Origin of the sequence: Aeromonas sp. QDB17 (assembly GCF_027705305.1) — a bacterium.
Classification (GTDB): Bacteria; Pseudomonadota; Gammaproteobacteria; order Enterobacterales; family Aeromonadaceae; genus Aeromonas; species Aeromonas caviae.
In genome coordinates, this window is the sequence record NZ_JAPDBP010000002.1 from 123,482 (window position 1) to 149,001 (window position 25,520).

At 60.0% G+C, this 25,520-nt stretch carries 18 protein-coding genes; 4 read left to right on the forward strand and 14 right to left on the reverse strand.

Features of this window, described 5'->3' with window-relative positions; all coding sequences use genetic code 11:
• Window positions 1-13: 13 nt before the first annotated feature.
• Both OKC41_RS02265 and OKC41_RS02270 read right to left on the reverse strand, forming a co-directional pair.
• Window positions 14-622, reverse strand: coding sequence for a paraquat-inducible protein A (locus OKC41_RS02265; protein ID WP_010674753.1), 609 nt, complete (start codon window positions 620-622; stop codon window positions 14-16).
• Window positions 600-1,244 (reverse strand): paraquat-inducible protein A, encoded by a 645-nt coding sequence (locus tag OKC41_RS02270; protein ID WP_010674754.1) that lies wholly within the window; start codon window positions 1,242-1,244, stop codon window positions 600-602. The genes OKC41_RS02265 and OKC41_RS02270 overlap by 23 nt, the downstream gene beginning before the upstream one ends.
• Before the next feature lie 220 nt (window positions 1,245-1,464).
• Here OKC41_RS02270 and OKC41_RS02275 point away from each other — a divergent pair, with 220 nt between their 5' ends.
• The 4 genes from OKC41_RS02275 to fabA all read left to right on the forward strand — a co-directional run bounded on the left by OKC41_RS02275 (window position 1,465) and on the right by fabA (window position 6,172).
• Window positions 1,465-1,770, forward strand: coding sequence for a YebG family protein (locus OKC41_RS02275; protein ID WP_010674755.1), 306 nt, complete (start codon window positions 1,465-1,467; stop codon window positions 1,768-1,770).
• A 280-nt stretch (window positions 1,771-2,050) separates the two neighbouring features.
• Complete coding sequence (locus tag OKC41_RS02280) at window positions 2,051-3,346, forward strand: site-specific integrase (protein WP_270671682.1); 1,296 nt, start codon at window positions 2,051-2,053, stop codon at window positions 3,344-3,346.
• A 207-nt stretch (window positions 3,347-3,553) separates the two neighbouring features.
• Entirely contained in the window at window positions 3,554-5,533 is a 1,980-nt protein-coding gene (locus OKC41_RS02285; protein WP_041215150.1) for a Lon protease family protein, read from the forward strand.
• A gap of 78 nt (window positions 5,534-5,611) precedes the next feature.
• A complete protein-coding gene (fabA, locus tag OKC41_RS02290) occupies window positions 5,612-6,172 on the forward strand; it encodes a 3-hydroxyacyl-[acyl-carrier-protein] dehydratase FabA (RefSeq protein ID WP_010674758.1) in 561 nt (186 codons plus the stop codon).
• Window positions 6,173-6,252: 80 nt separating this feature from the next.
• Here fabA and rmf read toward each other — a convergent pair whose 3' ends face one another.
• The 12 genes from rmf to proQ all read right to left on the reverse strand — a co-directional run bounded on the left by rmf (window position 6,253) and on the right by proQ (window position 25,447).
• Window positions 6,253-6,429, reverse strand: a complete 177-nt coding sequence (gene rmf / locus OKC41_RS02295; RefSeq protein WP_010674759.1) for a ribosome modulation factor — start codon at window positions 6,427-6,429, stop codon at window positions 6,253-6,255.
• Between the two features lie 160 nt (window positions 6,430-6,589).
• The gene (locus tag OKC41_RS02300) at window positions 6,590-8,239 is read right to left on the reverse strand and encodes a DUF3466 family protein (RefSeq protein ID WP_010674760.1); all 1,650 of its coding nucleotides are present in this window, start codon (window positions 8,237-8,239) and stop codon (window positions 6,590-6,592) included.
• An 8-nt stretch (window positions 8,240-8,247) separates the two neighbouring features.
• The gene (locus OKC41_RS02305) at window positions 8,248-10,158 is read right to left on the reverse strand and encodes an ABC transporter ATP-binding protein (RefSeq protein WP_201893932.1); all 1,911 of its coding nucleotides are present in this window, start codon (window positions 10,156-10,158) and stop codon (window positions 8,248-8,250) included.
• A 72-nt stretch (window positions 10,159-10,230) separates the two neighbouring features.
• On the reverse strand, window positions 10,231-10,458 hold the full coding sequence (locus OKC41_RS02310; RefSeq protein ID WP_042879480.1) for a glutaredoxin family protein: 228 nt from the start codon (window positions 10,456-10,458) through the stop codon (window positions 10,231-10,233).
• Entirely contained in the window at window positions 10,458-12,629 is a 2,172-nt protein-coding gene (rlmKL, locus tag OKC41_RS02315) for a bifunctional 23S rRNA (guanine(2069)-N(7))-methyltransferase RlmK/23S rRNA (guanine(2445)-N(2))-methyltransferase RlmL (RefSeq protein ID WP_201893930.1), read from the reverse strand. The genes OKC41_RS02310 and rlmKL overlap by 1 nt, the downstream gene beginning before the upstream one ends.
• A 310-nt stretch (window positions 12,630-12,939) precedes the next feature.
• Entirely contained in the window at window positions 12,940-13,476 is a 537-nt protein-coding gene (locus tag OKC41_RS02320; protein ID WP_041211431.1) for a cell division protein ZapC, read from the reverse strand.
• Between the two features lie 85 nt (window positions 13,477-13,561).
• On the reverse strand, window positions 13,562-14,572 hold the full coding sequence (gene pyrD / locus OKC41_RS02325) for a quinone-dependent dihydroorotate dehydrogenase (protein WP_039040791.1): 1,011 nt from the start codon (window positions 14,570-14,572) through the stop codon (window positions 13,562-13,564).
• Between the two features lie 47 nt (window positions 14,573-14,619).
• Complete coding sequence (locus tag OKC41_RS02330) at window positions 14,620-19,461, reverse strand: NAD-glutamate dehydrogenase (RefSeq protein ID WP_270671684.1); 4,842 nt, start codon at window positions 19,459-19,461, stop codon at window positions 14,620-14,622.
• A 274-nt stretch (window positions 19,462-19,735) separates the two neighbouring features.
• A complete protein-coding gene (locus OKC41_RS02335) occupies window positions 19,736-19,957 on the reverse strand; it encodes a DUF2835 family protein (protein ID WP_010674767.1) in 222 nt (73 codons plus the stop codon).
• A gap of 67 nt (window positions 19,958-20,024) precedes the next feature.
• Window positions 20,025-22,649, reverse strand: coding sequence for an aminopeptidase N (gene pepN, locus OKC41_RS02340; protein ID WP_201893918.1), 2,625 nt, complete (start codon window positions 22,647-22,649; stop codon window positions 20,025-20,027).
• Between the two features lie 129 nt (window positions 22,650-22,778).
• On the reverse strand, window positions 22,779-24,794 hold the full coding sequence (prc, locus tag OKC41_RS02345; RefSeq protein WP_201893917.1) for a carboxy terminal-processing peptidase: 2,016 nt from the start codon (window positions 24,792-24,794) through the stop codon (window positions 22,779-22,781).
• 8 nt (window positions 24,795-24,802) lie between these two features.
• On the reverse strand, window positions 24,803-25,447 hold the full coding sequence (gene proQ, locus OKC41_RS02350; protein WP_010674770.1) for an RNA chaperone ProQ: 645 nt from the start codon (window positions 25,445-25,447) through the stop codon (window positions 24,803-24,805).
• Window positions 25,448-25,520: the final 73 nt, after the last annotated feature.

Genomic DNA, 25,520 nt, shown 5'->3' on the forward strand with positions numbered 1-25,520 from the left:
GACACAAAAAACATTAACGGGCCGCCTTGTCCCACAACAGGCGGGTATCGAGCATCCTGGCCGACATCATGGTAAGCACGACCACGCCGGCGAACGCCGTCGCCCCGGGGCCGGCACGCACGTTGAGCAGCACGCCGCGATCCACCAGGGCCACCATCAGCGAGATGACGAACAGGTCCAGCATGGACCAGCGTCCGATGAAATCGATGATGCGGTACATGACGAGCTGGCGTTTGCGGCGCACCGGCTTGCTGCGCTGCAACTGCCAGCAGATCCAGCCAAGACCCAGGATCTTGCCGATGGGCACGATGATGCTAGCCGTCAGTACTATGGTGGCGATGCCGGACATCTTGCTGCGATAGAGCGCCATGATACCGCTGAAAATGGTATCGGACTGCAATAATCCCTTGTTGTAGAAGTGGGTGATGGGCAGCAGGTTTGCAGGCAACAACATGAAGGTGGCCAGCGCCAGCAGGCCCCATGACCAGGCGAGGGAATGGGGGATGCGCATCTGCAAGGGGGTGTGACAACGAGGGCAGCTCATGCCGTGTTGATGGCGCACCAGCAACCCGCAGGTATGGCAGCGGCAAAGCCCCAGTTCACGGGCGCTGATCGGGGACATGGTCCGGCTCCCGGGAGGCGTGTTGCAGCGGAATCCGTTCCCAGTAAGGGGCAGGATCAAAGAGGATCAGCAGTGTCATGTTGAGCAGCATCAGACAACCCAGGCTCAGCAGACCGCCTCCCAGGCGCACGTCGGCGATGTCGATGAGCTTGAACAGGGCGACCAGCAGGCTGACGATGTACACCTCCAGCATGGCCCAGTGGCGAAATACCTCGACCGCTTTGAGGGTCCACGCCAGCAGATGCCAGCGCTTGGCCAGGCCGGAGGCGAGGGCAAAGATCCCGAGCAGCAGCCCTGTCGGCGCCAGCACGGCGCACCAGAGCACCAGTGTTGCCACCCAGAGCTCGCTCTCGGCATACAGCATCATAATTCCCTTGATCAGGTTGGCGTCCGAGTTCACGCCCGCCAGACGAAGATAGATCAAAGGCTCAAAAAACGCGGAAGGCAGCAACAGGAATCCGGTGATGGTCAGCGCCATCAACTGGGAAGGGCGAAAGGCATAGCGCCCATACAGATGCTGATGACAGCGGGGGCAATGGGCGTGACGGCGCAGCGGCAGCAACTTGCGTTCGATCAGCAAGTCACAGGCCGGACAGACAATCACCGAGTGCGGATCCGACATACGATTCAACCTGTTGAAGGAATTGATGAAATTTACCTTAAAACGCCTGCCCTGTCTTGCCGAGCTGCACACCCCCCTTTGAAAAGACGTGTTTTCCGCTGTGAACTGGCCGCCGCCAGCCAAGCAGGAGCTGGCGATGCATGCCGACATGCTGAGGGTATTTGCAATACTGTATATATGTACATATACTTGCAATCACTATCATCAGGAGGGCGCCGCGATGGCCGTTGAGATCAAGTATGTTGTGGTACGTGGGGGAGTGGAGAAGATGACCTTTGCCAGCAAGAAAGAGGCGGATGCCTATGACAAACTGCTGGACACCGCCGATGAGCTGATGACACTGCTGGCGGGTGCGCCGGTCGCGCTTGCACCGGAGCAGCAGGAGAGTCTGGCCTTTTATCTGGCCGAGCAGCGGGATCAGTTGCAGCAGGTATTGCGCGGTGGAAAAGGGCAGGGGAATTCCCCCAAAGAAGACAAGCTGGATACTGAACTGCCAAAGGGGAAACCCCTGAAGAGCGTGGCTTGAGACGAAAGGGCGGGGAAGGGGATGTGAGGCAGAACCCGCTATCTCATTCATGAAAAGTGCAACTTAAGTCATTGTCACGACTCTTTTCCCCGAGAATTTTCCAACCACACCGCATATTTATTGAATATGCCGATTGCTCGTCATCATGGGGTATCACAGCAAGATGCCTCAGGTCGTTGCCCCCAAGGCGCACTGCAACCCCTGATGCCGATAACCCCATTTATCGGCATCAGGGGGGTGCGGCCCCGTTCAAAACATTCAACCGACATCACACACCATCATGACTCATCCAGCACTTCCACCCGCCATGCCACTGTTCGATAGCGTGGACCACCTTGAGGCGGGCAATCCCCAGGTCAACCAGTACCTCGCCACCCTGAGTCTTGGCAAGGTCCCCGACGCGGGGATCGTGTATGAGCTGGCCGTCGACTGGCTGCTGGAGCAGCGCCACAGCGAAAACAACTACAAGACCTATCGCAGTGAGCTGACCACTTTTTTGCACTGGTGTTTTTGCGAGGTGGCCATCAGCCCCAGGGATCTCACCAGGCGCATCATGATGCGCTATCTCGACTATTGCCAGGCGCCACCGTCCGGACTGATTGCCTATCGCAACGTCGCCCAGTTCGTGCTCGACAAGGAGTGGGGGGAACGGTTGCCAAACCCCCTGTGGCGTCCGTTTCTGGGCAAGCGGGAACTGGGCCGGGAGCTGCCGTATCGACTGAGTGAGCAGGCGATGAAGACAAAACTCGCCATTTTGTCCGCCTTCTTCCAGTTTCTCATTCAGGAGGAGTACATGGATCGCAATCCGGCTCTCCTGCTGCAGCGGGTTAAACGTGCGGGCCCCCAGGAGGCTGGTGAAGACGCGCAATCCTTCACTGAGCTGCAATGGTCTTATGTGATGCAAGCCGCCGAACAGCTCGCTGCCGAATGCCCGGCCCAACATGAGCGCAGCCGCTTTCTCATCTGTTTGATGTATGCCTGCTATCTGCGGATTTCCGAGGTGGCGGCCAGGCCGGGTTTCAGCCCCGTCATGGGCCAGTTTCGACGTGACGCCAAAACGGGCGTCTGGGGTTATGACATTCCCCGCAGCAAAGGCGGTAAACGGCGCACCGTGGCCGTTTCTCAGGCTCTGCTCGAAGCCCTGGCTCGCTATCGTACCTTTCTTGGCCTTTCGCCACTGCCGGCCCCCGGGGAGCAGGCCCCGCTGTTCGTACGCCACAAGGCGGCGGCCCATGGCCGCGAACAAGGCGAACTCTATGCCAATCTGGGTATCCGCCAGCTACGAGACCTGGTAATGGCGGTATTTGAACAGGCCGCAAGCCTTGCCGAAGAAGACGGTTTTGATCAGGATGCCGCTGAAATGCGAACCCTGACGCCGCACTCCATTCGCCACACCGGTATCACCCATGACATCAATCTGCACGGCCGACCTTTATCCCACGTACAAGCCGATGCGGGACATGACAGCATCGACACCACCTCCAAGTACCTGCACACCGGCAACCGGGAACGTCACGAGAGTGCCAGCCGCAAGCCGCTGGACCACTTGCTCGACCAGAACCGTACATATGACTGATAACCAATGGTGAACAATAAAACTGCACTCATAACCAAGACACGGGACCTAAAGGCAATCCTTGATTGATCATGCCCTGGGACTCATAAAATACGACACTGCGCATAATGTATATTATGTTAAATGGAATATCTTGGTATTCTGTCACCCTCAACCGAACTGTGTATAATGGTGGCAATTGATCCTATCCCCGACCGGATGTCTTAAGTGGCTGAATTAACATCAGAACAATTAAAACCCGCTTTCTCGATTGAGCAGTTCCCCACACTTGGCGAACTCGACCCCATTCCGTTTGCCGCCCTGCAACCCAGAGCGATTTCGGGTATCAAACGGCTGGCCAGTTTTGATGGTGACTGCCCGGTCATGATCCTCAACGGTTTCCCCGGTGCAGATTACGAGAATGTCTGCCAGACCCTGATCGCCTCTTCGAATGGCAAGGATGGCGACCTGTTCGATCTCTGTTATACCGAGAATCTCAACAACCCTTTCAAGCCCATCTGGCTGCGCCTGCAACCGGGCTCGGGTTTCGAGTTCTGCGAAATGGTCGGTGAGCTGCTCAAGCTGATGAGCCACCATCTCGACGCCGAGCGGCTGGTCACCCGGATCATCCGCAAACAGAACAACGACCCCAAGATCGTGGATTTCCTCTCCGATCTGGCCGCCCATGTCGCCCAGGGCCTCGAGTTCCAGCACCCGGTACTCATCAACCTGCTGATCCATCATGAGGATCAGCAAGCCCCTGTCGTCTACGGCCGTGACCTGAACTGGGATACCTTGTTCGGTTCCATCAACTATCAGACGGAACAAGGCTCCGTTTACGCCAACCAGCATCTTTTGGAACCTGGTCTGCTGCGGGAAGCCAACGGTGGTTACCTGGTACTTCAGCTTGATGAGCTGCTGGATCAGCCTCATCTCTGGTTCAAGCTCAAGAATGCCATGCAAAAAGGCGAGCTGGACTGGAATGCCTATCAGGAAGGCAAGACGCTGACGCCGTTCTTCACCCCGGAGGCGACCCCCATCCGGTTCAAGTTGATCCTGGTCGGTGACAGGCTGGACGTGGCGGAATTCCAGATGTTGGACAGGGACATGGCGGAGCGCATCTTCCTGCGTGCCGATCTGGTCTCCGAAGTGAACATCGAGGAAGATCTCCCCGCCTTCCTGCAATATCTCGCCTGGCTGCGAGCGCGCTGGGCGCTGCTGGATTTCACCCCAAGTGCCCTCCTCGCCCTCTGTCGCCATGCCAGCCGCCTGTGTGACCACCAGGAGTGGCTATCCCTCTCCGAGGTACAGCTCGGCGCCATCATGCGCATGGCCGACAGTCTGGCCCGCGAGCTGGAAGCGACCTGCGTCACTGACGAACATATCCTGCTCGCTCTGGAAGAGCAGGATTACCGCCTCAACTATCTGGTGGAGCAATCGGATCAGGGTGTCATCGACGGCCAGATCCTGCTGCAGACCGACGGTGAAGAGGTTGGCCAGATCAACGGCCTTTCCGTCATCCAGGTGGCCGGCCATCCCTATGACTTCGGGGAGCCGGTACGTCTCACTGCGACCGTCCACCTCGGGGATGGCGATGTGGCTGACATCGAGCGCAAGGCGGAGCTCGCCGGGCACATTCACGCCAAAGCCATGATGATCATCCACGGCTACCTCTCCAACAAGTTCGGCGCAGAGAACCCCTCGCCGCTCTCGGCCAACCTGGTGTTCGAGCAGTCATACCACGAGATAGATGGTGACAGCGCCTCCCTGACCGGCCTGTGTGCCCTGCTCTCCGCCCTCGCCCGCCAGCCCATCTACCAGCACTTCGCCGTGACCGGTGCGGTCGACCAGTTCGGCAATGTGCAGGCCGTTGGCGGCGTGAACGAGAAGATTGAGGGCTTCTTCCGGGTGTGCAAGATCCACGGCCTCACCGGCAAGCAAGGCATTCTGCTGCCAGGCACAAACGCCCAGCAGCTCAACCTCTCTGACGAAGTGATCGCGGCAGTAGAGGCCGGCCAGTTCCACATCCACCCGGTGGATCACGTGGAAGAGGCTATCGAGCTGCTCACCGGCTGCGTTGCTGGCGAACCGGACATGCCGGATACCCTGTTTGGTCGCATCCAGGAGAGACTGGACGAACTCAATGGCACGGCCACCAAGAGTGGCGGCCTGCTGCGCAGCCTGCTGGACCGGCTGCTTGGCCGTTAAATGAAGTGATCGGAGTTGTTTAGCGAACATCTGTAAGCTAAATTGGCCCGGCTTTGACCCATATGAAGGATAAACAGCGTGACCCTAGATAACGACACCACTGATCCCCGCCTCTCCCTGTGCGAACAAGGCAAAGAGTCCTTTACCCGTGAAGAGCTGCTTGCCTGCAGCCGTGGCGAATTATTTGGTGAAGGTAACAGCCAGCTGCCCGCCCCCAACATGCTGATGATGGATCGCATCGTCAAGATCAACGACCATGGCGGCGAGCACGGCAAGGGTGAAATCCTGGCTGAACTCGATATCACGCCGGATCTCTGGTTCTTCGACTGCCACTTCCCCGGCGATCCCGTCATGCCCGGCTGCCTGGGCCTGGATGCCATGTGGCAACTGGTCGGCTTCTTCCTGGGCTGGAAAGGGGGTCCTGGCAAGGGACGTGCGCTGGGTGTCGGTGAAGTCAAGTTCACCGGCCAGATCCTGCCGACGGCCAAGAAGGTCACCTACAAAATCACCTTCAAGCGCGTCATCAACCGCAAACTGGTCATGGGCATTGCCGATGGCGTCGTGGAAGTGGATGGTCGCCCCATCTACAGCGCCACCGATCTGAAAGTGGGCCTGTTCAAAGACACCACCGCATTCTGATCCTGCTCCTGGGTGAGCAGAGACAACGTAAAGGGGCCACGATGGCCCCTTTCCTTTTGTAATGAGTGATGAAGTATCGGTTACTTCATGAAGAGGCCTGAGCCTCGCCCTTCCATGGCATCGCGCCAACCACCAAGCCAATGGCCCCTGGCATCCAGGCACTGGTACGGACACGCTTCTTTCTGTTTGCCGACTACGCCAGCCTGATAACCACGAGCGCGAGCTCTCTCCAGACGGTCCCGTTTCTGTCTCTTCATCATCTACGACCCTCTTCGTGGAACAAAAAAAGCGACCAGTTTTTCACCGGTCGCCTTCATCTTTACCCCAGGGGGGAGGCAGGGTCAAACAAAAAATTCCATGCTATTCAGGGGTTGTGACACAAGATACTGAACTGCATTAATTTTTGATGACACTTATTTATCGCTGATAGCGACGCAGCCAGGCAAAGGGCAGCGCCAGCAGAGTCAACCAGAACAGGCTGCCGCCACCACCCTCGCCGCCATCCTGACCGGTCTGGTTGTTGACCGGCGCATTGCTGACCACATAGCTGGCCGGGGCATTGCCCTGATAATCCGCCACGGCCGGCGTCAGTTTGACGGCGACCACGGTGGCGTTGGCGCGTTTGTTGAGGTCGCTCTCGCTGTCATAGCGATAAGCCGTCGCGGCAATGGTGCCGTCGCTGCTGATGCCGCTGGCGTAAGCGATGTGATAGTACTTGCCGTTCTGGGCACACTGCTTGTTGCCGGCGTCATCCTTGCCACAGATGAGATCGTTCAGATACCAGCTGTTGGCTGGGGCGGCCGCGTTCAGCAGGAAGGCTTCCTGCATGCGGTTGGTGCCATTGACCACCGGTTGGGTCTGATGGCGGGAGTCGCGCCAGCCAACCACCATGTTGTGCTCGTTGATGGCGGCCGCTTCCGAGCCTGCCCCCGAGACCGGCTTGTCCTGGAGAGGAAGGCTGGCCGCCGTACCCGGCTTGCTCAGGTTGAACAGGAACATCTCCACCGGGCGGTTCTGGCCCTTGTTGATGCGATAGCGCTGGTTGCCGATCACGTAGCCGTTGTCGTTGACGGCCACGGCCCAGCTGTGTTGCAGCTTGGCATCGTCCTTGCCAGGCTCGCCATCCGGCAGCGGGATGATCTTGGTGGTGCCCACGGTGCCGGCAGCCGTATCCAGGGTCCAGTAGCTGGCGAGGTTGCGGCCATCCAGATCACCAGTGCCCACCTCCCCGGTGGAGCTGTAGCCCACGCCGTAGAGGGTGCCGTTGTACTTGGCCACGCCCAGTGCAGAGGCGGTTTGCAACACCTCGTCACGCTGATGGCCATAGGTGCCGGCCTGCATCAGCTTGTTGAACCCGCCCGAGCTGTTGAGCAGCCAGAAGCTCGCCTGGGTATCGACCCCGGGGCAGTAGCGGAAGTCACCGTACTGGCTGTCATTGCCCGTCTCGAAACACCACTTGTAGAAGTCACCGCCCACCTTGTGGCGATACTTGTCGCTGGCCGCGGTACCGGTCACCAGATACTGACCGTTGTCCAGCTTCTTGATGGAGGTGGGGACGCTCAGGCCGTGGGTGCTGGCCGCATCCTTGAGCTCGACCGGGTTGCCGTCATTGACCACGGCAAAGGCGGTGCGCAGCTTGCCATTCATCTTGTAACCGACCCGATCCTCCGGAACATCCCCGAGGGCCGTCACCAGGCCATCGACCTCGGAGCTGGTCACGTAGCCCAGGTTGCTGCGTTGATCCACCTTGTCCAGGAAGTCGCGACGCCACTGGTAGGCAAAGCCCGAGTTGTCGCTCCAGAAGGAGTTGCAGACCGAGTTGGAGAGCATGCAGCCCTGCTCGAAACGGAAACGATCGACCAGGAAGTCGGCAAACCGCACGGTGGAGAAGTATTCCGCCATGTTGTTCTTGGTGTTGAGCCCGATGAGGCCGTTGGCATCGCCGCTGATCCCGCTGGCATAGCCTTTGACTTCGTCATCGACGATGGTGAAAAAGGAGCTTTGTGCCGCCTGCGCGTTGAGGCTGGCGCCGACCAGGATGGCCAGCATGGATAATTGCTTTTTCATCTACTTCCTTAGTCTTGATGTTTCAACGCTTCCAACTCCTCCCAACGGGAGAAGGCGTGTTCCAATGCGGCCTCTGCCGCATTCAATGCATCCAGTTTGGGCTGGGTCTGCTCTGCTGGCAGGGAGAAGAAACCGGGGTGGTTAATCTCGGCCTGCAGGGCATCGAGTTCCATTTCCAACTGTTCCAGCCGGGCTGGCAGATTATCCAGCTCCAGTTGCAACTTGTAAGAGAGTTTTCGTGTTTTTTTCGCAGGCTCCGCTGCCGACGCGACAGGCTCTGCCACCTTGACCGGGGCCAACTTGGCCGACTGTTGGGCGGCCTGCAGGGCTCGTGTGGCCATCATGTCGGCGTAGCCCCCGACATAATCGCTGATCCGACCATCCCCTTCAAACAGCCAGCAGCCGGTCACGGTATTGTCGATGAAACGGCGATCATGGCTGACCAGCAGCAGGGTGCCCGGGTAATCGGTGAGCAGCTCTTCCAGCAATTCCAGCGTTTCGACATCCAGGTCGTTGGTTGGTTCATCCAGAATCAACAAGTTACTGGGTTTGAGGAAGAGTTTGGCCAACAGTAGACGGTTTTTCTCGCCCCCTGACAAGGCCTTGACCGGGGTGCGCGCCCGCTTGGGCTCGAACAGGAAGTCCTGCAGATAGCCGAGGATGTGGCGGGAGCGGCCGCGAACCATCACCTCCTGCTTGCCCTCCCCCACGTTGTCCACCACCGTCTTCTCGGGATCGAGCTGCTCACGGTATTGATCGAAGTAGGCCACTTCCAGGTTGGTCCCCTGGCGCACCGAGCCACGGCTCGCCTCGAGCTGGCCCATCAGCAGCTTGATCAGGGTCGACTTGCCGCAGCCGTTGGGGCCCACCAGAGCAATCTTGTCCCCGCGCAGCACCTGCAGATCCAGTCCCTGGAACAGGGTGCGATCACCAAAGTCCAGCCCCAGCCCCTCGGTCTCGAACACCAGCTTGCCGGAGCGGCCCGCCTCGTCCAGTTGCAGCTTGGCCTTGCCCTGCAGTTCCCGGCGCTGGGTGCGCTCCATGCGCATCGCCTTGAGGGCCCGCACCCGTCCCTCGTTGCGGGTACGACGCGCCTTGATCCCCTGGCGCACCCATACCTCTTCCTGGGCCAGCTTGCGGTCGAACTCGGCGTTTTTCAGCTCCTCGACCCGCAGCCACTCCTCCTTGCCTTGCAGATATTCGTCGTAGTTGCCGGGCCAGGAGGTGATCACGCCGCGATCGAGATCGATGATCCGGGTCGCCAGCTTGTGGATGAACTCCCGGTCGTGGGAGATGAAGACGATGGCGCCGCGAAAGTCCTTGAGGAACTCTTCCAGCCAGTTGATGGCATTGATGTCCAGGTGGTTGGTCGGCTCGTCCAGCAGCAACAGATCCGGATCACACGCCAGGGCGCGGGCCAGAGCCACCTTGCGCAGCCAGCCGCCAGACAGACTGTCGAGCGTCACATCAGGGTCGAGATCAAGCAGGGTCAGCACCTGATTGATGCGGGTCTCGTACTGCCAGCCGTTCTGATAGTCGAGCTGCTCCTGCAACTGGCTCATGGTGCGAATGTTGGCATCGGAAGGGTCGTGCGCCAGGGCGTGGGAGACATGGTGGTACTGCTTGAGCAGCTCCCCTACCCCGGCCAGCCCTTCTGCGGCGTAATCGAACACGGTGATCTCGCTCGAGGCGGGCGGATCCTGCTCGAGGCGGGTCACTTTCAAATCTTGTTGCAACACCAGACGGCCGTCGTCCAGCGGCAGTTCGCTGGCAATCACCTTCATCAGGGTGGACTTGCCCGCCCCGTTGCGACCCACCAGACAGAGGCGCTCGCCCCGCTCTATGGTGAGCTCGGCATGGTCGAGCAGCGGAAAATCACTGAACGACAGGGACGCGCCGTGCAATGTCAAAAGAGCCATGTTTGTTCCTTGTTGCTTATGAAAAAACGGGCGGCAGCGTGAGTCTGCCCCCGTTTTGTCGTCAAATCCTGCTCACCCCTGTGCCAGCCAGCCTTGCAGCTCCCCCAGGGTGAAGGGCCAGCCCAGCTCCCGGCCGGCACTGTCTTGCAGCACCGGGATGCGCACCCGGTAAGCCTCGAGCCAGGCCTCCTCCTCCAGGATGTCGCAGCGGCGGGTCTGCGCGGCCACCCCGGCCTGTTCCACCAGCGCCCACGCCTGTTCGCACAGGTGGCAGCCGTCGGTGTGAAACAGGGTCAGCATCAGCCTTGTGCCTCGGCGTGAGTGATGATCCAGCAGTTGTGGATATGCTGGTTGCGCTCGAAATCCTTGGGCCGGGTCTTGTTCGTGATGTTCTGCGCCTTGAGACCGATGGCGCCAAGGCCGGCCAAGTCCATCTTGAAGTGGCGCTTGTTGTTGGAGAAGACCAGGGTGCCGTCCGCCGCGAGCAGGCGCTTGAGGTGCTGCATCAACAGCAGGTGATCCCGCTGCACGTCGAAGCTCTCGTCCATCCGCTTGGAGTTGGAGAAGGTGGGCGGATCGATGAAGATGAGGTCGTACTGCTCGTCGGCTTCCGACAACCACTTCAGGCAGTCCGCCTGCACGAACTTGTGCTCACGGCCCACCAGCGAGTTGAGGCGCATGTTGTCCTGGGCCCAGTTGAGGTAGGTGCGCGACATGTCTACCGTGGTGGTTTCGCGGGCGCCGCCGAGCCCCGCGTGCACGGTGGCACTGCCGGTGTAGGCAAAAAGGTTCAGGAAGCGCTTGCCCCGAGCCATCTGGCCCAACATGCGGCGGGTCTGACGGTGGTCGAGGAAGAGGCCGGTGTCCAGATAGTCGTAGAGGTTGACCCAGAGGCGTGCACCGTACTCCTGCACCTCCATCCGGTGCTGCTCTTCGGAAAGCTTCTGGTACTGCTGTTTGCCTTCCTGGCGCTCGCGCACCTTCAGGATCACCTTCTCGCCGTCCATGCCGGTCACCTTGATGGCGGCCTGCACCATGTCCAGCAGACGCTGGCGGGTCTTCTGGGCGGGAATGTCCTTGGGCGCCGCGTACTCCTGTACCACCAGATAGTCCTGATAGCGGTCGATGGCGGCGTTGTATTCCGGCAAGTCGGCGTCATAGAGGCGGTAGCAATCGAGGTTCTCCTTGCTCGCCCATTTCTCGAGGGTCTTCAGATTCTTGCGCAGACGGTTGGCAAAGTCCTGGGCCACCTCTTTCTGGGAAGCGACGGCATCGAGGGCGATCTGATAGTTGCGCAGCTGGCACTCGAGGGCGCCGTTGAACAGGCGATACTGCTTGTCGGCACGCAGGCGCAGGCAGCTCAGGAGTTCGGGAGAGGCGGAGAGAATGGTGACCTTCCACCCCTGGAAGCCGCGGCGCAGGGCATCGCCAAGGGCCTGATGCACTTCCAGCAACGCCGGGAACTCCCCAAGGCGCTCGCCATAGGGCGGGTTGGAGATGAGCATGCCGACCTGACGGCTCTCCCCTTCCACAGCCGGCATCGGCAGCGGGTTTTCCAGCTTGGTGACATCGGCCTGCTTGAAGGTGATGAGATGGGCCACGCCGGCGGCCTTGGCGTTGTCACGGGCCTTCATCAGGACCCGGGTATCCGCATCGCAACCGAACAGCTTCACCTCGCAGCGTTGCATGCCGCGCTTGGCACGCACCTGGGCTTCCATCATCAGACTCTGCCACAGTTCACCATCGTGTTGCAGCCAGCGATCGAAACCAAAGCGCTCGCGGCGCAGCGCAGGCGCCATGTCGGCAGCGATGAAGGCCGCTTCAATCAGCAGGGTACCGGAGCCGCACATGGGGTCCATCATGGGCTCGCCGGCCCAGCCACTGCGGGCAATCATGGCCGCCGCCAGGTTCTCTTTGAGGGGCGCCTCGCCGGTGCCCTGGCGATAGAAGCGCTGGTGCAGCGCCGGGCCTGACAAGTCCAGCGTGATATTGGCCTTGCCTTTGCCAAGGTGCGCCATGATGCGAATGTCCGGAGACTTCTTGTCCACATCCGGGCGCACGTGACCGCGCTTGGTGAAGCGATCGACGATGGCGTCCTTGATCTTCAGGGCGCCGTACTGGGTATTGCGAATGGAGGCGTTGGTACCGGTAAAGTCCACCGCGATGGTGGCGGTACCGGAGAAGTGCTCCTCCCAGGGAATGGTATGAGCCCCGAGGTAGAGGTCCAGATCGTCGTTCATCTGGAACTCGGAGAGCACCAGCACGATACGGGAGGCGAAACGGCTCCACAGACAGGCCTTGTAGCCGATGGCCAGTTCGCCCTTGAAGTGGACGCCGGCCACGGTCTCACGGACCTGCTCCGCACCCAGATTGGTCAGCTCGACGGCCAGCAGGTTTTCCAGCCCCTTGGGGCAGGTTGCAAAAAATTCTTTCATCACGCTCACGGGGATGCCATAAAAATAGTGCCGCATTATACCTTATCGGCCCGCACTCGGCACTCGAACCTTGGACAAAGGCGCCATATAAACGGCAAGAGGTGCGGCAAACTCTCTCCTCCCCCCCTTGCGGGCGACAGGATCCCTCCCCTGGCTGGCAGTTGTCTACCATCACATTCGTAAAGAATTCGAAAATCTTGCCCGGGCCAGGCAGAAAACGGTCGTGACGACCAGACGAAGGAGAAAATACAAATAATGGAACAAGAGAGAGACTGAGCGCTTAAATATCAGACCAATATAGCAGGCCTATAACGGACTTATTCGTCGCCATATAACGGCCCCGTCGTCAGCCCACTTCCCGATATTGTGTCTGTGCCCGGACTCTGGCTTGCATCCGGTTATTCATCACCTTGATCACGGCAAAGCGCGGCAGCGTCTTGCTGTTGGTCAGCACCAGCTCGTCGGTCAGGTTCAGGCAAACGCTCGCCTGATCGCCGGCTTCGATGACCATGAATTCCCCCCGACCGTGGGGCGTATCCATCCACACCAGGGATCCCATCTCTGGAATAACATGAGCCTGCTGTTCATGAAAGAACCAGCTTTGCGGCATCAGGGGTTTATAAAAACGGCTGACGGCGATGGCATTGAGGACCAGCTGGACCTGGTGGGGCGTACTCCAGTCGAGTTCAGCGGCCTTGTCCATCAACTGGTAATAGAGGGCGGCATCATCCACGCAAAAAGGCTGGGTGGTGAAAGAACAGGGAACAAGTTGCCGACCTTTATATTCAGTGGCAAATATCATGCGATCGGACAAATCCAGCATCAGGCGATCATCCTGAGCGTCATAATGCCACTGCCAATTGTCATTGGGTTGAATACACATGGTGGTGCCCTTATCTAAGCCGTCCCTCGACTTTATTCCATGTCGAGAATTTGAGCAACGTTAAATAAGGGCAACCGGTTATTTTTTAAATATGGGTAACGATCTCTTTGACCAGACTCGGCCCTTTATAAATAAAGCCGCTGTAAATCTGGACAAGACTGGCACCCGCCGCCAGTTTTTCCCGAGCCGCCATGGCGCTGTCGATACCACCCACACCGATAATGGGCAGGGCGCCGTCGAGGGCCTTGGCCAGGTGGCGGATCACCTCGGTGCTCTTGTGCTGGAGCGGACGACCGCTAAGCCCGCCAGCCTCTGCGGCATGGGGCATGTCATATATCATCTCCCGCTCCAGAGTGGTATTGGTGGCGATGACACCGTCAATACGGTTCTTGATCAAAGAGGCGGCTACCTGATCTATTTCATCGAGTGACAGATCCGGGGCAATTTTCACGGCCAGCGGCACATACTTTTTATATTTTTCGGCCAGCTCCTGTTGACGCTGTTTCAATGCGGCCAGCAGTTCATCCAGTGCATCGCCATATTGCAATTGACGCAGACCCGGGGTGTTTGGTGAGGAAATATTGACCGCAATATAACCGGCGTGGTCATACACCTTGTCCATGCAGAGAAGGTAATCATCCTTGCCCTGCTCGATGGGGGTGTCCTTGTTCTTGCCGATATTGATGCCGATCACCCCCTGATATTTGGCCTCTTTCACCTTGGCCACCAGATGATCGACGCCCTTGTTGTTGAAGCCCATGCGATTGATGATCCCCTCGGCCGGGATCACCCGGAAGAGACGAGGCTTGTCATTGCCGCTCTGGGGTCTGGGGGTCACGGTACCGACCTCGATGAAACCGAACCCCATGGCGCCGAAGGCATCGATGCACTCCCCGTCTTTATCCAGACCGGCGGCCAACCCCACCGGATTGGCAAAATTAAGCCCCATGACGGTGACGGGGCGTTTGGGCAGAGAGTGGCGGAAGAAACAATCAAGCGGGGTACCAAGAAGGCGGGGCAAATATTTGATGGAGAGATCGTGAGCCTGCTCCGGATTGAGTTTGAACAGGAAATGCCTGGCGAGTGGGTACAGCATGCTTGCTCCTTAAAAAAAGCCCCGGCAACTGGCCGGGGCTTTTGGGGTTATGCCGAGGTTCGGCAATTCAACTGGAGCAGGTTCAACTCTCGCAAGGCCACCGAGAACTTGGCGAACTCGTGCGTGCTCGTGGTCTTGAAGTCGGCCAACATGTGGGTCCAACGGGACAAGAGTTGCTCATGCTCCGAAATCCAGTCGGCCAGTATGGTAGCGCATTCCCCCTGCTCTTTGCACCCTTCCAGTACCACGGAGGTGAGGCTGCGTTGCTGCCAGTCCAGATCTTCGCGGAAGGAGGCCCGCGCCATCGCCTGCCAGTGATTGCCCACCGGCTGATGGTTGATCTGCTCGAGGAACCAGTGCAGATCCAGTTTGGCGCCCAGGCGGTAGTAGACGTTGGCAACCCGCAGGATGTCGGTCTTGTGCTCCGCGGCAATCTGCGCCAGATCCAGGCAGGAGAAGAGGCTGCTCATGTGGGCCACGCGACGGGCGATGGCCTCCGGCACCTGTTTCTCCATCAGGGCGGCGACCGCCTGGCTGTGTTCGGCCACTTCGCTCTCGTCCATTACCTCATAAAGGTGCTGACTCAGGGTCTCGAAGGCCGGGCGGAAGAAGGCGATGTTCTCGCCGATGCTCCAGCTGCGGTTGCGGGCGCGCAGGAACCAGCGGGTGGCGCGGCGCACGATGCGGCGGCTGTAGAACATCAGCTCGAGCTGGGTCTGGGCATCCACCCTGTTGTCACACCCTTCGATGTCACGCCACAGGGCGCCGAGGCCGAACACTTCCCGGGCCATGGCGAAGCAGCAGGCCACTTCCGCCACCGAGGCACCGGTCTCGTCCTTCATCCGGCTGGCGAAGTTGAGCCCCATGTCGTTGACCAGCATGTTGGCCACCCGGGTCGCGATGATCTCGCCTCGCAGCGGGTGCAGGGCCAGGGCCGCGCCAAATTGCTGCTGCAACTGGGTCGGGAAGCTGGTGACCAGCATGTTGGCGAGGAAGGGCTCGTCGGTCACTTCCGGGCAATTGAGCTGCTCTTTGAGCACCATCTTGCCATAAGCCACCAGCACCGCCAGCTCGGGTCGGGTCAACCCCTGCCCTGCAGCCATCCGCTCGGAGAGCTCCTCGTCGGAGGGGAGGAACTCGAGCGCCCGGTCCAGCTTGCCTTCCCGCTCCAGCCCCTGGATGAAGCGCTGCTGCTCTTTCAGCTGCTCGGCACCACGGAAGGCGGTCACCGAGATGGACTGTGACTGGCGGTAGGCGTTGGTGATGACCACCTGGGCCACCGCATCCGTCATCTCGTAGAGCATCTGGTTGCGCTGCTTGAGGGTCAGATCCCCGGCGGCCACCAGCTGGTTGAGCAGGATCTTGATGTTGACCTCGTTGTCGGAGCAATCCACCCCGCCCACGTTGTCGGTGAAGTCGGTGTTGATGCGACCACCCTGGCTCGCATACTCCACCCGGCCAAGCTGGGTGAAGCCCAGGTTGCCACCCTCGCCCACGATGCGGGCACGCAGATCGCGGCCATTGACCCGCAGCACGTCGTTGCTGCGATCCCCGACATCGGCGTCGCTCTCGCGGGCGCTCTTCACATAGGTGCCGATGCCGCCGTTCCAGAGCAGGTCGACGTTCAGGCAGAGCAGCGCCTTGATCAGCTCGTTCGGGGCCATGCCGCTCTTGTCGGTGCCGAGCAGGGTCTGCATTTCCGGGCTCAGCTTGATGGACTTGGCAGAGCGCAGGAAGATGCCGCCCCCCTTGGAGATGAGTTCACGGTTGTAGTCATCCCAGCTGGAGCCTGGCAGCTCGAACAGGCGCTTGCGCTCGACGAAGCTCCTGGCCGCATCCGGGGTCGGGTCGACGAAGATGTGCATGTGGTTGAAGGCGCCCACCAGCTGGATGTGCTCGGAGAGCAGCATGCCGTTGCCGAACACGTCGCCGGCCATGTCACCTATCCCCACGCAGGTGAAGTCGGTGGTCTGGCAGTTGATGCCAATCTCACGGAAGTGGCGCTTGACCGATTCCCAGGCGCCGCGGGCGGTGATGCCCATCTTCTTGTGGTCATAGCCCACCGAGCCGCCGGAGGCAAACGCATCGCCGAGCCAGTGGCCGTATTCGAGGCTTATCTCGTTGGCGATGTCGGAGAAGGTCGCGGTGCCCTTGTCGGCGGCCACTACCAGGTAGTAGTCATCCTCGTCGTGACGCACCACGGATTTTGGCGGGATCACCTCGCCCTGGATGATGTTGTCGGTCACATCGAGCAGGCCGCGGATGAACAGACGGTAGCAGGCCTTGCCCTCCTCCTGGATGACGGCACGGGGCGCTCCCGCTGGCATCTGCTTGCAATAGAAGCCGCCCTTGGCACCCACCGGCACGATGACGGTGTTCTTCACCTGCTGGGCTTTCACCAGACCCAGCACTTCGGTGCGGAAGTCCTCTTTGCGATCGGACCAGCGCAGGCCGCCACGGGCCACCTTGCCCCAGCGCAGGTGTACCCCTTCCACTCGCGGGGAGTAGACGAAGATCTCGAACTTGGGCAGCGGCAGCGGCATGTCGGTGATGCTGGAGGGGGCCAGCTTGAAGGAGATGTAGGGCTTGATGTTGCCCGCCTTGTCCAGCTGGTAGTAGTTGGTGCGCAGGGTGGCGTCGATCATCTCCACATAACGGCGAATGATGCGATCGTCATCCAGGTTGGCGACTTGATCCAGCTTGGCCGCAAGCTCCTCGTGCAGCTTGGCCTGCACCTTGGCATCCTGCTTGATGGCCGGATCCAGGCGCTGTTCGAACAGAGTGAACAGCAGCTGGGCGATGTCCGGATAACGGGTCAGGGTCTCCTCGATGTAGGACTGGCTGAAGGAGACGCCGGTCTGGCGCATGTATTTGGCATAGGCCCGCAGCACGGATACCTGACGACCGGTGAGGCCGGCCCCCAGTACCAGACGGTTGAAGCCGTCATCTTCCAGGGTCTTGTTCCAGATGGCGGCGAAGGCCTGCTGGAAGCGCTGCTGGCTCTGCTCCAGATCGAACGGTTGCTCACCGCGCAGCAGCATGGAGAAATCGAGGATCCAGAACACCTCGCCGGTGGGGGTCCGTACCTGATACGGTGTCTCGCCGATGACGCGCAGCCCCATGTTTTCCAGCATGGGCAGGACGTCGGAGAGGTGGATGGGTTCGCTTCGGTGGAACAGCTTGAGGCGTACCCGGCGATCGTTCTCCTCCTCCTGGGCGCGGTAGAACAGCATGCCAAGCGGCTCGGCCTCGCTCAATCCATCCAGGGCCATGATGTCCGCGACGGCAGAGCCCGGCAGCACATCTTCCTTGTAGGCGCGGGGGAAGGCGGTGCTGAAACGGCGGCGCAGCTCGTTGCCGCGGGCCTCGCCATAGTGGGAAAGCAGCACGGAATCCAGGCGGTCATCCCAGCTGCGGGCCGCTTCAATCAGGTTGTTCTGTACTTCGTTCACATCCACATCCACGTTGTTGTTGTTGACCCGCACTATGTAGTGGGTCCGTGCCAGCACGCCCTCGGTGAAGTAGACGTTGAACTCCACATCGATGCTGCTGCCAAAATATTTCTGCAAAATCTGCTGGGTCTTGACCCGCAGCGCCGTGTTGTAGCGCTCCTTGGTGACATAGACCATGCAGGAGAAGAAGCGGCCGTAGACGTCGCGGCGCACGAACAGGCGCAGCATGTCCCGCTCCTGCATCTCCAGCACCCCGAGACCGGTGGCCAGCAGCTCCTCTTCACGGGCCTGGATCAGCTCGTCGCGCGGGTAGGTTTCCAGTACGTTCAGCAGCGCCTTGTAGGCATGGGAGCCCGATTCAAAGCCGGAGGCGGCCATGATGCGCTCGAGGCGGTGGCTGATGAGGGGGATCTGGGTCGCACTGGTGTTGTAGATGGAGGAGGCATACAGGCCGATGAAGCGATCCTCTCCCACCACCTTGCCGTGCTCGTCGAAACGCTTGATGCCGATGTAGTCCACATAGGCCGGACGATGCACCCGGGACTTGCTGTTGGACTTGGTGAGGATCAGCAGGTCGGAACTGAGGGCAGCGTGACGGGCGCTGGCGGGCATGGTGCCGAGGCGCTGGCCTTCGTCCTTGATGGAATTCTTCATCAGCCCCAGGCTGGACTCAGGCTGCGGCAGGATCTCGTGATCCCCCTCCACCGCCTTGACGTCGTAGCGACGATAACCCATCAGGGTGAAGTTGTGGGCGGCCACCCATTTGAGGAAGGCGACGCAGGAGTCCACCTCGGCTTGGCTGACCGGGTTCTTGCGTTTGGGCAGCTCCTCGATGATCTCGTTCAGGCGCGCCAGCATGGGCTGCCAGTCTCCCACCGCCAGGGCTACTTCCCGCGCCACCGAGTTGAGCTCGGCAGTCAGGGCGTCCATCTCCTCTTCACCGGTCAGGTGATCGATTTCGATGAGGAAGGCGGTTTCCACCGAGGTCTGCTCTGCGGTGTTGTCCAGATCCAGGATGGCGCCAATCTTGCCGCCTTCGCCGCGGATCAGGTGCAGCGGCTGGTGCAGCATCATGTGTGCGGTGATATTGAGACGCTTGAGCGCCATGCGGATGGAGTCCACCAGGAAGGGGGAATCCTGCAGGATGATCTCGACGATGGTATGGGGAGACTGCCATCCGTGGCGGGTCAGCTCGGGGTTGTAGACCCGGATATAGGGCTCGATGCCGGTACGGTGGTTGAGGGCATTCCACAGACTGAGGGCGGCGCCATAGAGATCGCTGTCATTGCGGTCATGCAGATCAGTGCTGGCCATGTTGCCGTAGAACTTGGCAACGAAACATTCGACCAGGGAGGCACTGTTTTTCGGCAATTTCTGGTGGATCAGACTGAGAACGTTTTCGAGCAGAACGGAGGTAGGGGCGTCTTTCAATGCCATTGCTAGTTTCCTTATCGGACGACATCACAGACACGGCGACATCCACCCAGGATGCCCACCGGTACAGAGTTGCAGCGAAGTGTAATGGCTTGGATCAAGGAAGGCGAGCAAAGGTGATAACGGGATGTTAAAAACAAGGGACAGATCACGGCTTGGGTTGTGATAAATTTTGCCAAGTTGGCAAAATTCAGAAAATCGCACTGGATGCCGCGCCATTTACCGGATAGATAGTGACTTAAAGCAGATATTTACCCGGATTGATGTTCAAGTTTTGTTAATTTATGCGTTCCAGGGAAATGAAGCGATGATCGTCCTGGGTTTTCAGTCGAAAGTAGCCGTGAACGCCGCTCTCCGACACAAAACGCCGGATTTTCTCCAACCCCAGCTCCAGGGTCAGACCCTGCTCGGTACGTACCACCAGGCGGTTCACCTGCCCTTGGTACATCAACATGATCTCGTCGCGGCCAAGGGAGAGCCGAAAAGTGTATTGCCTCATGTCACCTCCTGGTCATCCATGAAAAACGGGCAGGAGAGCCAGGCTCCCCTGCCCGCCGTCGTGACGCTTACTGTGCCAGCGCCTTGCTCACCTTCTCGAACAGATCCCGCGCCAGCCCCTCGAGGTTGGCCAGACGGGTCAGCTCGGTGCGGATCAGCACCTTGCGCCCCTCATCGAGCCGCTTGAACTGGATGAGCGGGGTGATGAGGCGGGAGGCCACCTGGGGATTGACCTCGTTGAGCTCGATCAAGAGATCGGTCAGGAAGCGATAGCCGCTGCCATCGGCGGCGTGGAACTGCACCTGGTTGCTCATGGCGAAGCTGCCGATGAGCGCCCGCAGCCGGTTCGGGTTGCGGATGCTGAAGGTCGGGTGCGCCATCGCCTGCTTCACGTCATGGAGCACATCCTTGGCCGGCTTGGCCCCCACCAGCCGCAGCCAGTTGTCCAGTACCAGGCCATCATGGGCCCACTTGACTTCGAAGTCGGCCAAGAGCGCAGCGCGGCACGGCAGCAGATGGCTGTTGGCCACCTGGAGCGCCGCCAGGGTGTCGGTCATGTTGTCGGCGGCCCCGTACTGCTCGCGCACCAGAGTATCGGCCTTCGCGGCATCCAGCGCCGCCAGATAACCCAGCACCACACCCTTGAGGGCCCGCTTGGCCATGTCGGCATGGACCACCTGATAAGCCGGCAGACGCAGGCTCTCGTAGCACGCCAGCAGGCGGTCGCCAAAGGCGTGGGCCAATGCGGTCTGAATGCCGTTGCGCACCTGGTGGATGGCGTCGATGTCGGCCACCTCGAACAGCTCGGCCAGGGTCGCCTCCCCCGGCAGGGCCAGGATCTCTGCCTTGAGGGCGGGATCCAGTGCAGCCTCGTCCAGAATGGCGACAAAGGCCGCCAGCAGGGTGTGGGAGAGTTCAACCCTCTGCCCGTGCTGGACCCGGGCAACCCCGTCGATCACCGCCTTGTTGATCAGCATCTGGGCGGCGTCCCAGCGGGCAAACTCGTTGCGGGCATGGCGCATCAGGAAGGCCAGGGCCTCGTCGCTGTAGTCATAGTGCAGCTTGACCGGGGCGGAGAAGTCCCGCAGCAGGGAGGGTACCGGTCTGACCGGCACCCGGTCGAATTCGAAAGTCTGCTGTGCTTCCAGCACGTCCAGCACATTGCCGATGGCCTTGCCTTGGTATTGCAGCGGGATGACGGCACCCTGTGCATCGTAGAGCTCGATGTCGAGGGGGATATGCAGCGGCAGCTTTTGTGGCTGATCCTGGGTCGGCGGGGTGTGCTGGCTCACGTGCAGACGATAGACACCGCTTTCGGTATCGTACTCGTCGGCCACGGTGAGCTCGGGGGTACCGGACTGGCTGTACCAGCGGCGGAAACGAGCAAGATCCACCCCGGAGGCATCCTCCATCGCCTGCACGAAGTCGTCGCAGGTGGCAGCAGAGCCGTCGTGACGCTCGAAGTAGAGGCGCATGCCCGCCTGGAAGGCGTCCTCCCCCAGCAGGGTGTGCATCATGCGGATCACTTCAGAGCCCTTCTCGTAGACGGTCAGGGTGTAGAAGTTGTTCATCTCGATCACCACATCCGGGCGGATGGGGTGGGCCATGGGGCCGGCATCTTCGGCAAACTGCGGACCGCGCACGGTGCGCACGTTGTTGATGCGGTTGACGCCGCGCGACCCCAGATCGGAAGAGAACTCCTGATCCCGAAACACCGTCAGCCCCTCTTTGAGGCTTAACTGGAACCAGTCGCGGCAGGTGACGCGGTTGCCGGTCCAGTTGTGGAAGTATTCGTGGCCGATCACCCGCTCGATGCCGTGGTAGTCCGCATCGGTGGCAGTGGCCGGGTTGGCCAGCACGAACTTGGAGTTGAAGATGTTGAGCCCCTTGTTCTCCATGGCTCCCATGTTGAAGAAGTCCACCGCCACGATCATGTAGATGTCGAGGTCATACTCGAGGCCGAAACGCTGCTCGTCCCAGCGCATGGAGTTGATGAGGCTCTCCATGGCGAAACCGGCGCGGTCCAGGTTGCCCTTGTCCACGAAGATCTCGAGCGCCACCTGGCGGCCGCTTTTGGTAATGAAGTGGTTGCGCTCCACGTCGAAGTCACCGGCCACCAGGGCAAACAGGTAACTCGGCTTGGGGAAGGGATCCTGCCACTGCACGAAGTGGCGACCGTCGTCCAGATCGCCGCTCGCGACCTTGTTGCCATTGGAGAGCAGATAGGGGTACTTGGCCTTGTCGGCGGTGATGCGGGTACTGTAACGGGCCAGGATGTCCGGCCTGTCCATGTAATAGGTGATACGACGAAAGCCCTCGGCCTCGCACTGGGTGCAATAGGCATCGCCGGATTTGTAGAGCCCCTCCAGCGCCGTGTTGGCGGCGGGATCAATGTCGGTGACCACGGTCAGCACGCACTCGGCCGGCAGGTTGAACAGAGTCAGGCTGCTCTCTCCCTGCTCGTATTGCTGATAGGGCACGCCATCCACACTGACACTGACAAGGTCAAGCCCCTCGCCGTCCAGCACCAGGGGCTCGTTGTGATCGCCGCTGCGACGCAAACGGGAGATGGCGGTGACCCGGGTCAGGGGCTCTTGCAGCTGAAAATCGAGATCCAGGCTGTCACACCAATAGAGGGGAGCCTGGTAATCCTGGCGATATTTGGCCGTCATGGCCTGAGGTTGTTCAGTCATTATTGTGTGCTTCCACGCTTTGTTATTGACGTGTCAGAGGCTGTCACAAGGCTCGGACAGGGTCAAATAGTTTGCATTCAGGCAAAAGAAAGGGCGACCCGAGTCGCCCTTGTCATTTCGTTGCCAGCATCAGCTCTTCTTGCTGAGGGTGGCCAGATCCGCCGTGATGTTGGCCGCTTCCACCTGGTATTCGTCAGGTGCCTCGAAATCGGTCGGCAGTTCATCCAGGCTCTTCACCGTCGGCTTGCCAAGACGGGTCAGCCGCTCGTTGGCTCGCGCCAGCGCCTTCTCGTCCTGTTTGGCCTGTTCAGCCAGCCGCTCGGCTTCGTTCAGGGAGACCGACTTCTTGTCCTTGTCCGCCTGATACTCCTTGATGTCCTGCAGCACATAGGCAAATTCCGGATCCTTGGTGATCCGTGCCTCGTGGGCCGCTTTCAGCTTGGGCAGCAGGCTGGAGAAGTCCCCCAGTCGCTCGTAGCTGGCCGAGGCAATCTTGTCCCAGGGCAAGGCGTTGAACTCGCGGCTCTCCCCCGTCTCACCCGGCGCCACTGCGGTCGGGAAGGCGATATCGGGAGCAACTCCCTTGTTCTGGGTGCTGCCGCCATCGATACGGTAGAACTTGGCGATGGTGTACTGCACGTGACCCAGCGGCTGCTCGTAGAAGTCATAGACCTTGGCGAGGCTGCGATGCTGCTGCACCGTCCCCTTGCCGAACGAGTTTTCGCCGAGGATCAGCGCACGACCATAGTCCTGCATGGCGGCGGCGAAGATCTCGGAGGCCGAGGCGCTGTAGCGGTCGATCATCACCGACATGGGGCCACCGTAGTAGACATTGCCGTCGTCGTCGCCATTGACGGTGATGCGACCCATGTGATCACGGATCTGCACCACGGGGCCGCCGGCAAAGAAGAGACCGCTCAGGGCGGAAGCTTCCGTCAGGGCACCGCCACCGTTGCCGCGCAGATCGACGATGAGGCCGTCGATCTTCTGCTTGTTGAGGCTGGAGATCTCCTTGATCACGTCGTCGTGCAGGTTGACGTAGAAGCTCGGGATCTCGAGCACGCCGATCTTCTTGCCCTCGGCGGTGATCACCTTGGACTTGGCGGCTCTGTCTTCCAGACGCACCTTGTCACGCACCAGCTCCACCAGCTCGGTCTTGGCGGTCGCGCCCTTGCCGCGCTGGATCTCCAGCTTCACCTTGCTGCCCTTGGGCCCCTTGATGAGCTCGACCACGTCGTCAAGACGCCAGCCTATGACATCCACAATCTTGCCGTCGTCCTGCCCCACCCCGGTGATCTTGTCATCGGGTTTCAGGTGATTGGACTTGGCCGCCGGGCCGCCGGGCACCAGGGAGCGGATGACGGTGAAGTCATCTTCCGCCTGCAGCACGGCACCAATCCCCTCCAGCGAGAGGTTCATCTCGGTGTTGAACCGATCGGCACTGCGCGGAGACAGATAGCTGGTGTGCGGTTCGATGGCGCGGGCGAAGGAGTTCATGAAGAGCTGGAACACGTCCTCGCTCTCGGTCTGGGACATCCGCTTGATGGCGTTGTTGTAACGCTTGCCAAGCAGCTCCTTGATCTCGGGCCACTCCTTGCCGCTGAGCTTGAGGCTCAGGGCATCGAACTTGACCCGCTGACGCCACAGCTCGTTGAGCTCGGCTTCATCCTTGGGCCAGGGAGCCCCTTCCCGATCGAAGACGTAATTGTCTTTCTGGGTAAAATCGAAGGGAGTGTCGAGCAGTTTGAGGGCGTATTCGAACCGCTCGTACCGCCGCTGCTGACTCAGGTTGAACATCTCGTAGGCCGGAGCCAGCCGCCCTCGCTCGAGGTCGGTGTCAAAACCGGTACGATATTTCTCAAAACGGCTGATGTCAGAGGCCAGAAACAGGTTGCGGCTGTAGTCCAGATTCTCCAGATACTTGTCAAAGATCACGGAGGAAAAGGCGTCGTCCAGCTTGAACTGTTTGTAGTGGGAGCGGGTAAACAGATTGGCAATTCGCTTGCTGGCCGTAGCATGTTGGCTCTCTTGAGCCAACACAGGCAAATCACTTTCCTTGAGCACCGGCTCGATGGCCTGTGCGAGCCCGGCAAGCGCCAGGCTACAGGCAACGAGTGAAAAACGAATCACGCCATGCTTCAACATTCGTCTCCTTAGAGAACCAGATGCTCGAACTTGACCCGCAACATCATGCCGGTCTGCAATTGAACCTGTACGTCATCCTTGGTCACTTCCTTGATGGTCGCAGGCACAGGGGACTTGCCCAGCACGACGCGCACGCCCTGCTCGACTTTCAGAGTAGCGGCATCCACTTTCACCAGCGGCGCATCGGCGACCGGTGCAGCCTTGGGAGCAGGGGCGGACTTGGGCTTGTCGGAGCGGGGAGCGTCAGCCTTGCGCGGCGCGTTGCGACGCGGCTGCTTGGGCTTGTCTTCCTTCTCCTTGGTGTTGGTGCGGCGGCTGGCAAAGACACGTTCCTTGCTCTCCTTGAGCGCCTGTTTGGCATGCTCGATGTGCTCTTCGGTGAGCAGCTCGCCCGGGTTGCCGTCCAGATCGACACGGGCCTGGCCAGCCTTGAGGCCATGCAGGTAACGCCAGCTGGAGGTGTATTGACGCAGAGCAGAGCGCAGCATGGTCTTGGAGACTCTCTCGTCATCAGCAAGACGCGCGGCCAGATCCTGGAAGATGCCAATCTTGAGTGGCTTGGCCTCTCCTTCAGCGATGAAGCAGGCCGGGAATTTCTCGACCAGGTAGGCGACGATCTCTTTACTGTTCTTCAGCTTTTCAGTGTTTTCCATGTATAACCTTGGCTTTCATATAGACGCACGGGCATGCCCGAACACAACAAAGGCCCCATTATAGAGAGCTTGG

Bases quoted from the DNA above. Each gene is read 5' to 3' on its own strand.
- OKC41_RS02265 (WP_010674753.1), bottom strand. From the start codon at position 622: ATGTCCCCGATCAGCGCCCGTGAACTGGGGCTTTGCCGCTGCCATACC.
- OKC41_RS02270 (WP_010674754.1), bottom strand. From the start codon at position 1,244: ATGTCGGATCCGCACTCGGTGATTGTCTGTCCGGCCTGTGACTTGCTG.
- OKC41_RS02275 (WP_010674755.1), top strand. From the start codon at position 1,465: ATGGCCGTTGAGATCAAGTATGTTGTGGTACGTGGGGGAGTGGAGAAG.
- OKC41_RS02280 (WP_270671682.1), top strand. From the start codon at position 2,051: ATGACTCATCCAGCACTTCCACCCGCCATGCCACTGTTCGATAGCGTG.
- rmf (WP_010674759.1), bottom strand. From the start codon at position 6,429: ATGAAGAGACAGAAACGGGACCGTCTGGAGAGAGCTCGCGCTCGTGGT.
- OKC41_RS02300 (WP_010674760.1), bottom strand. From the start codon at position 8,239: ATGAAAAAGCAATTATCCATGCTGGCCATCCTGGTCGGCGCCAGCCTC.
- OKC41_RS02305 (WP_201893932.1), bottom strand. From the start codon at position 10,158: ATGGCTCTTTTGACATTGCACGGCGCGTCCCTGTCGTTCAGTGATTTT.
- OKC41_RS02310 (WP_042879480.1), bottom strand. From the start codon at position 10,458: ATGCTGACCCTGTTTCACACCGACGGCTGCCACCTGTGCGAACAGGCG.
- rlmKL (WP_201893930.1), bottom strand. From the start codon at position 12,629: ATGCGGCACTATTTTTATGGCATCCCCGTGAGCGTGATGAAAGAATTT.
- OKC41_RS02320 (WP_041211431.1), bottom strand. From the start codon at position 13,476: ATGTGTATTCAACCCAATGACAATTGGCAGTGGCATTATGACGCTCAG.
- pyrD (WP_039040791.1), bottom strand. From the start codon at position 14,572: ATGCTGTACCCACTCGCCAGGCATTTCCTGTTCAAACTCAATCCGGAG.
- OKC41_RS02330 (WP_270671684.1), bottom strand. From the start codon at position 19,461: ATGGCATTGAAAGACGCCCCTACCTCCGTTCTGCTCGAAAACGTTCTC.
- OKC41_RS02335 (WP_010674767.1), bottom strand. From the start codon at position 19,957: ATGAGGCAATACACTTTTCGGCTCTCCCTTGGCCGCGACGAGATCATG.
- pepN (WP_201893918.1), bottom strand. From the start codon at position 22,649: ATGACTGAACAACCTCAGGCCATGACGGCCAAATATCGCCAGGATTAC.
- prc (WP_201893917.1), bottom strand. From the start codon at position 24,794: ATGTTGAAGCATGGCGTGATTCGTTTTTCACTCGTTGCCTGTAGCCTG.
- proQ (WP_010674770.1), bottom strand. From the start codon at position 25,447: ATGGAAAACACTGAAAAGCTGAAGAACAGTAAAGAGATCGTCGCCTAC.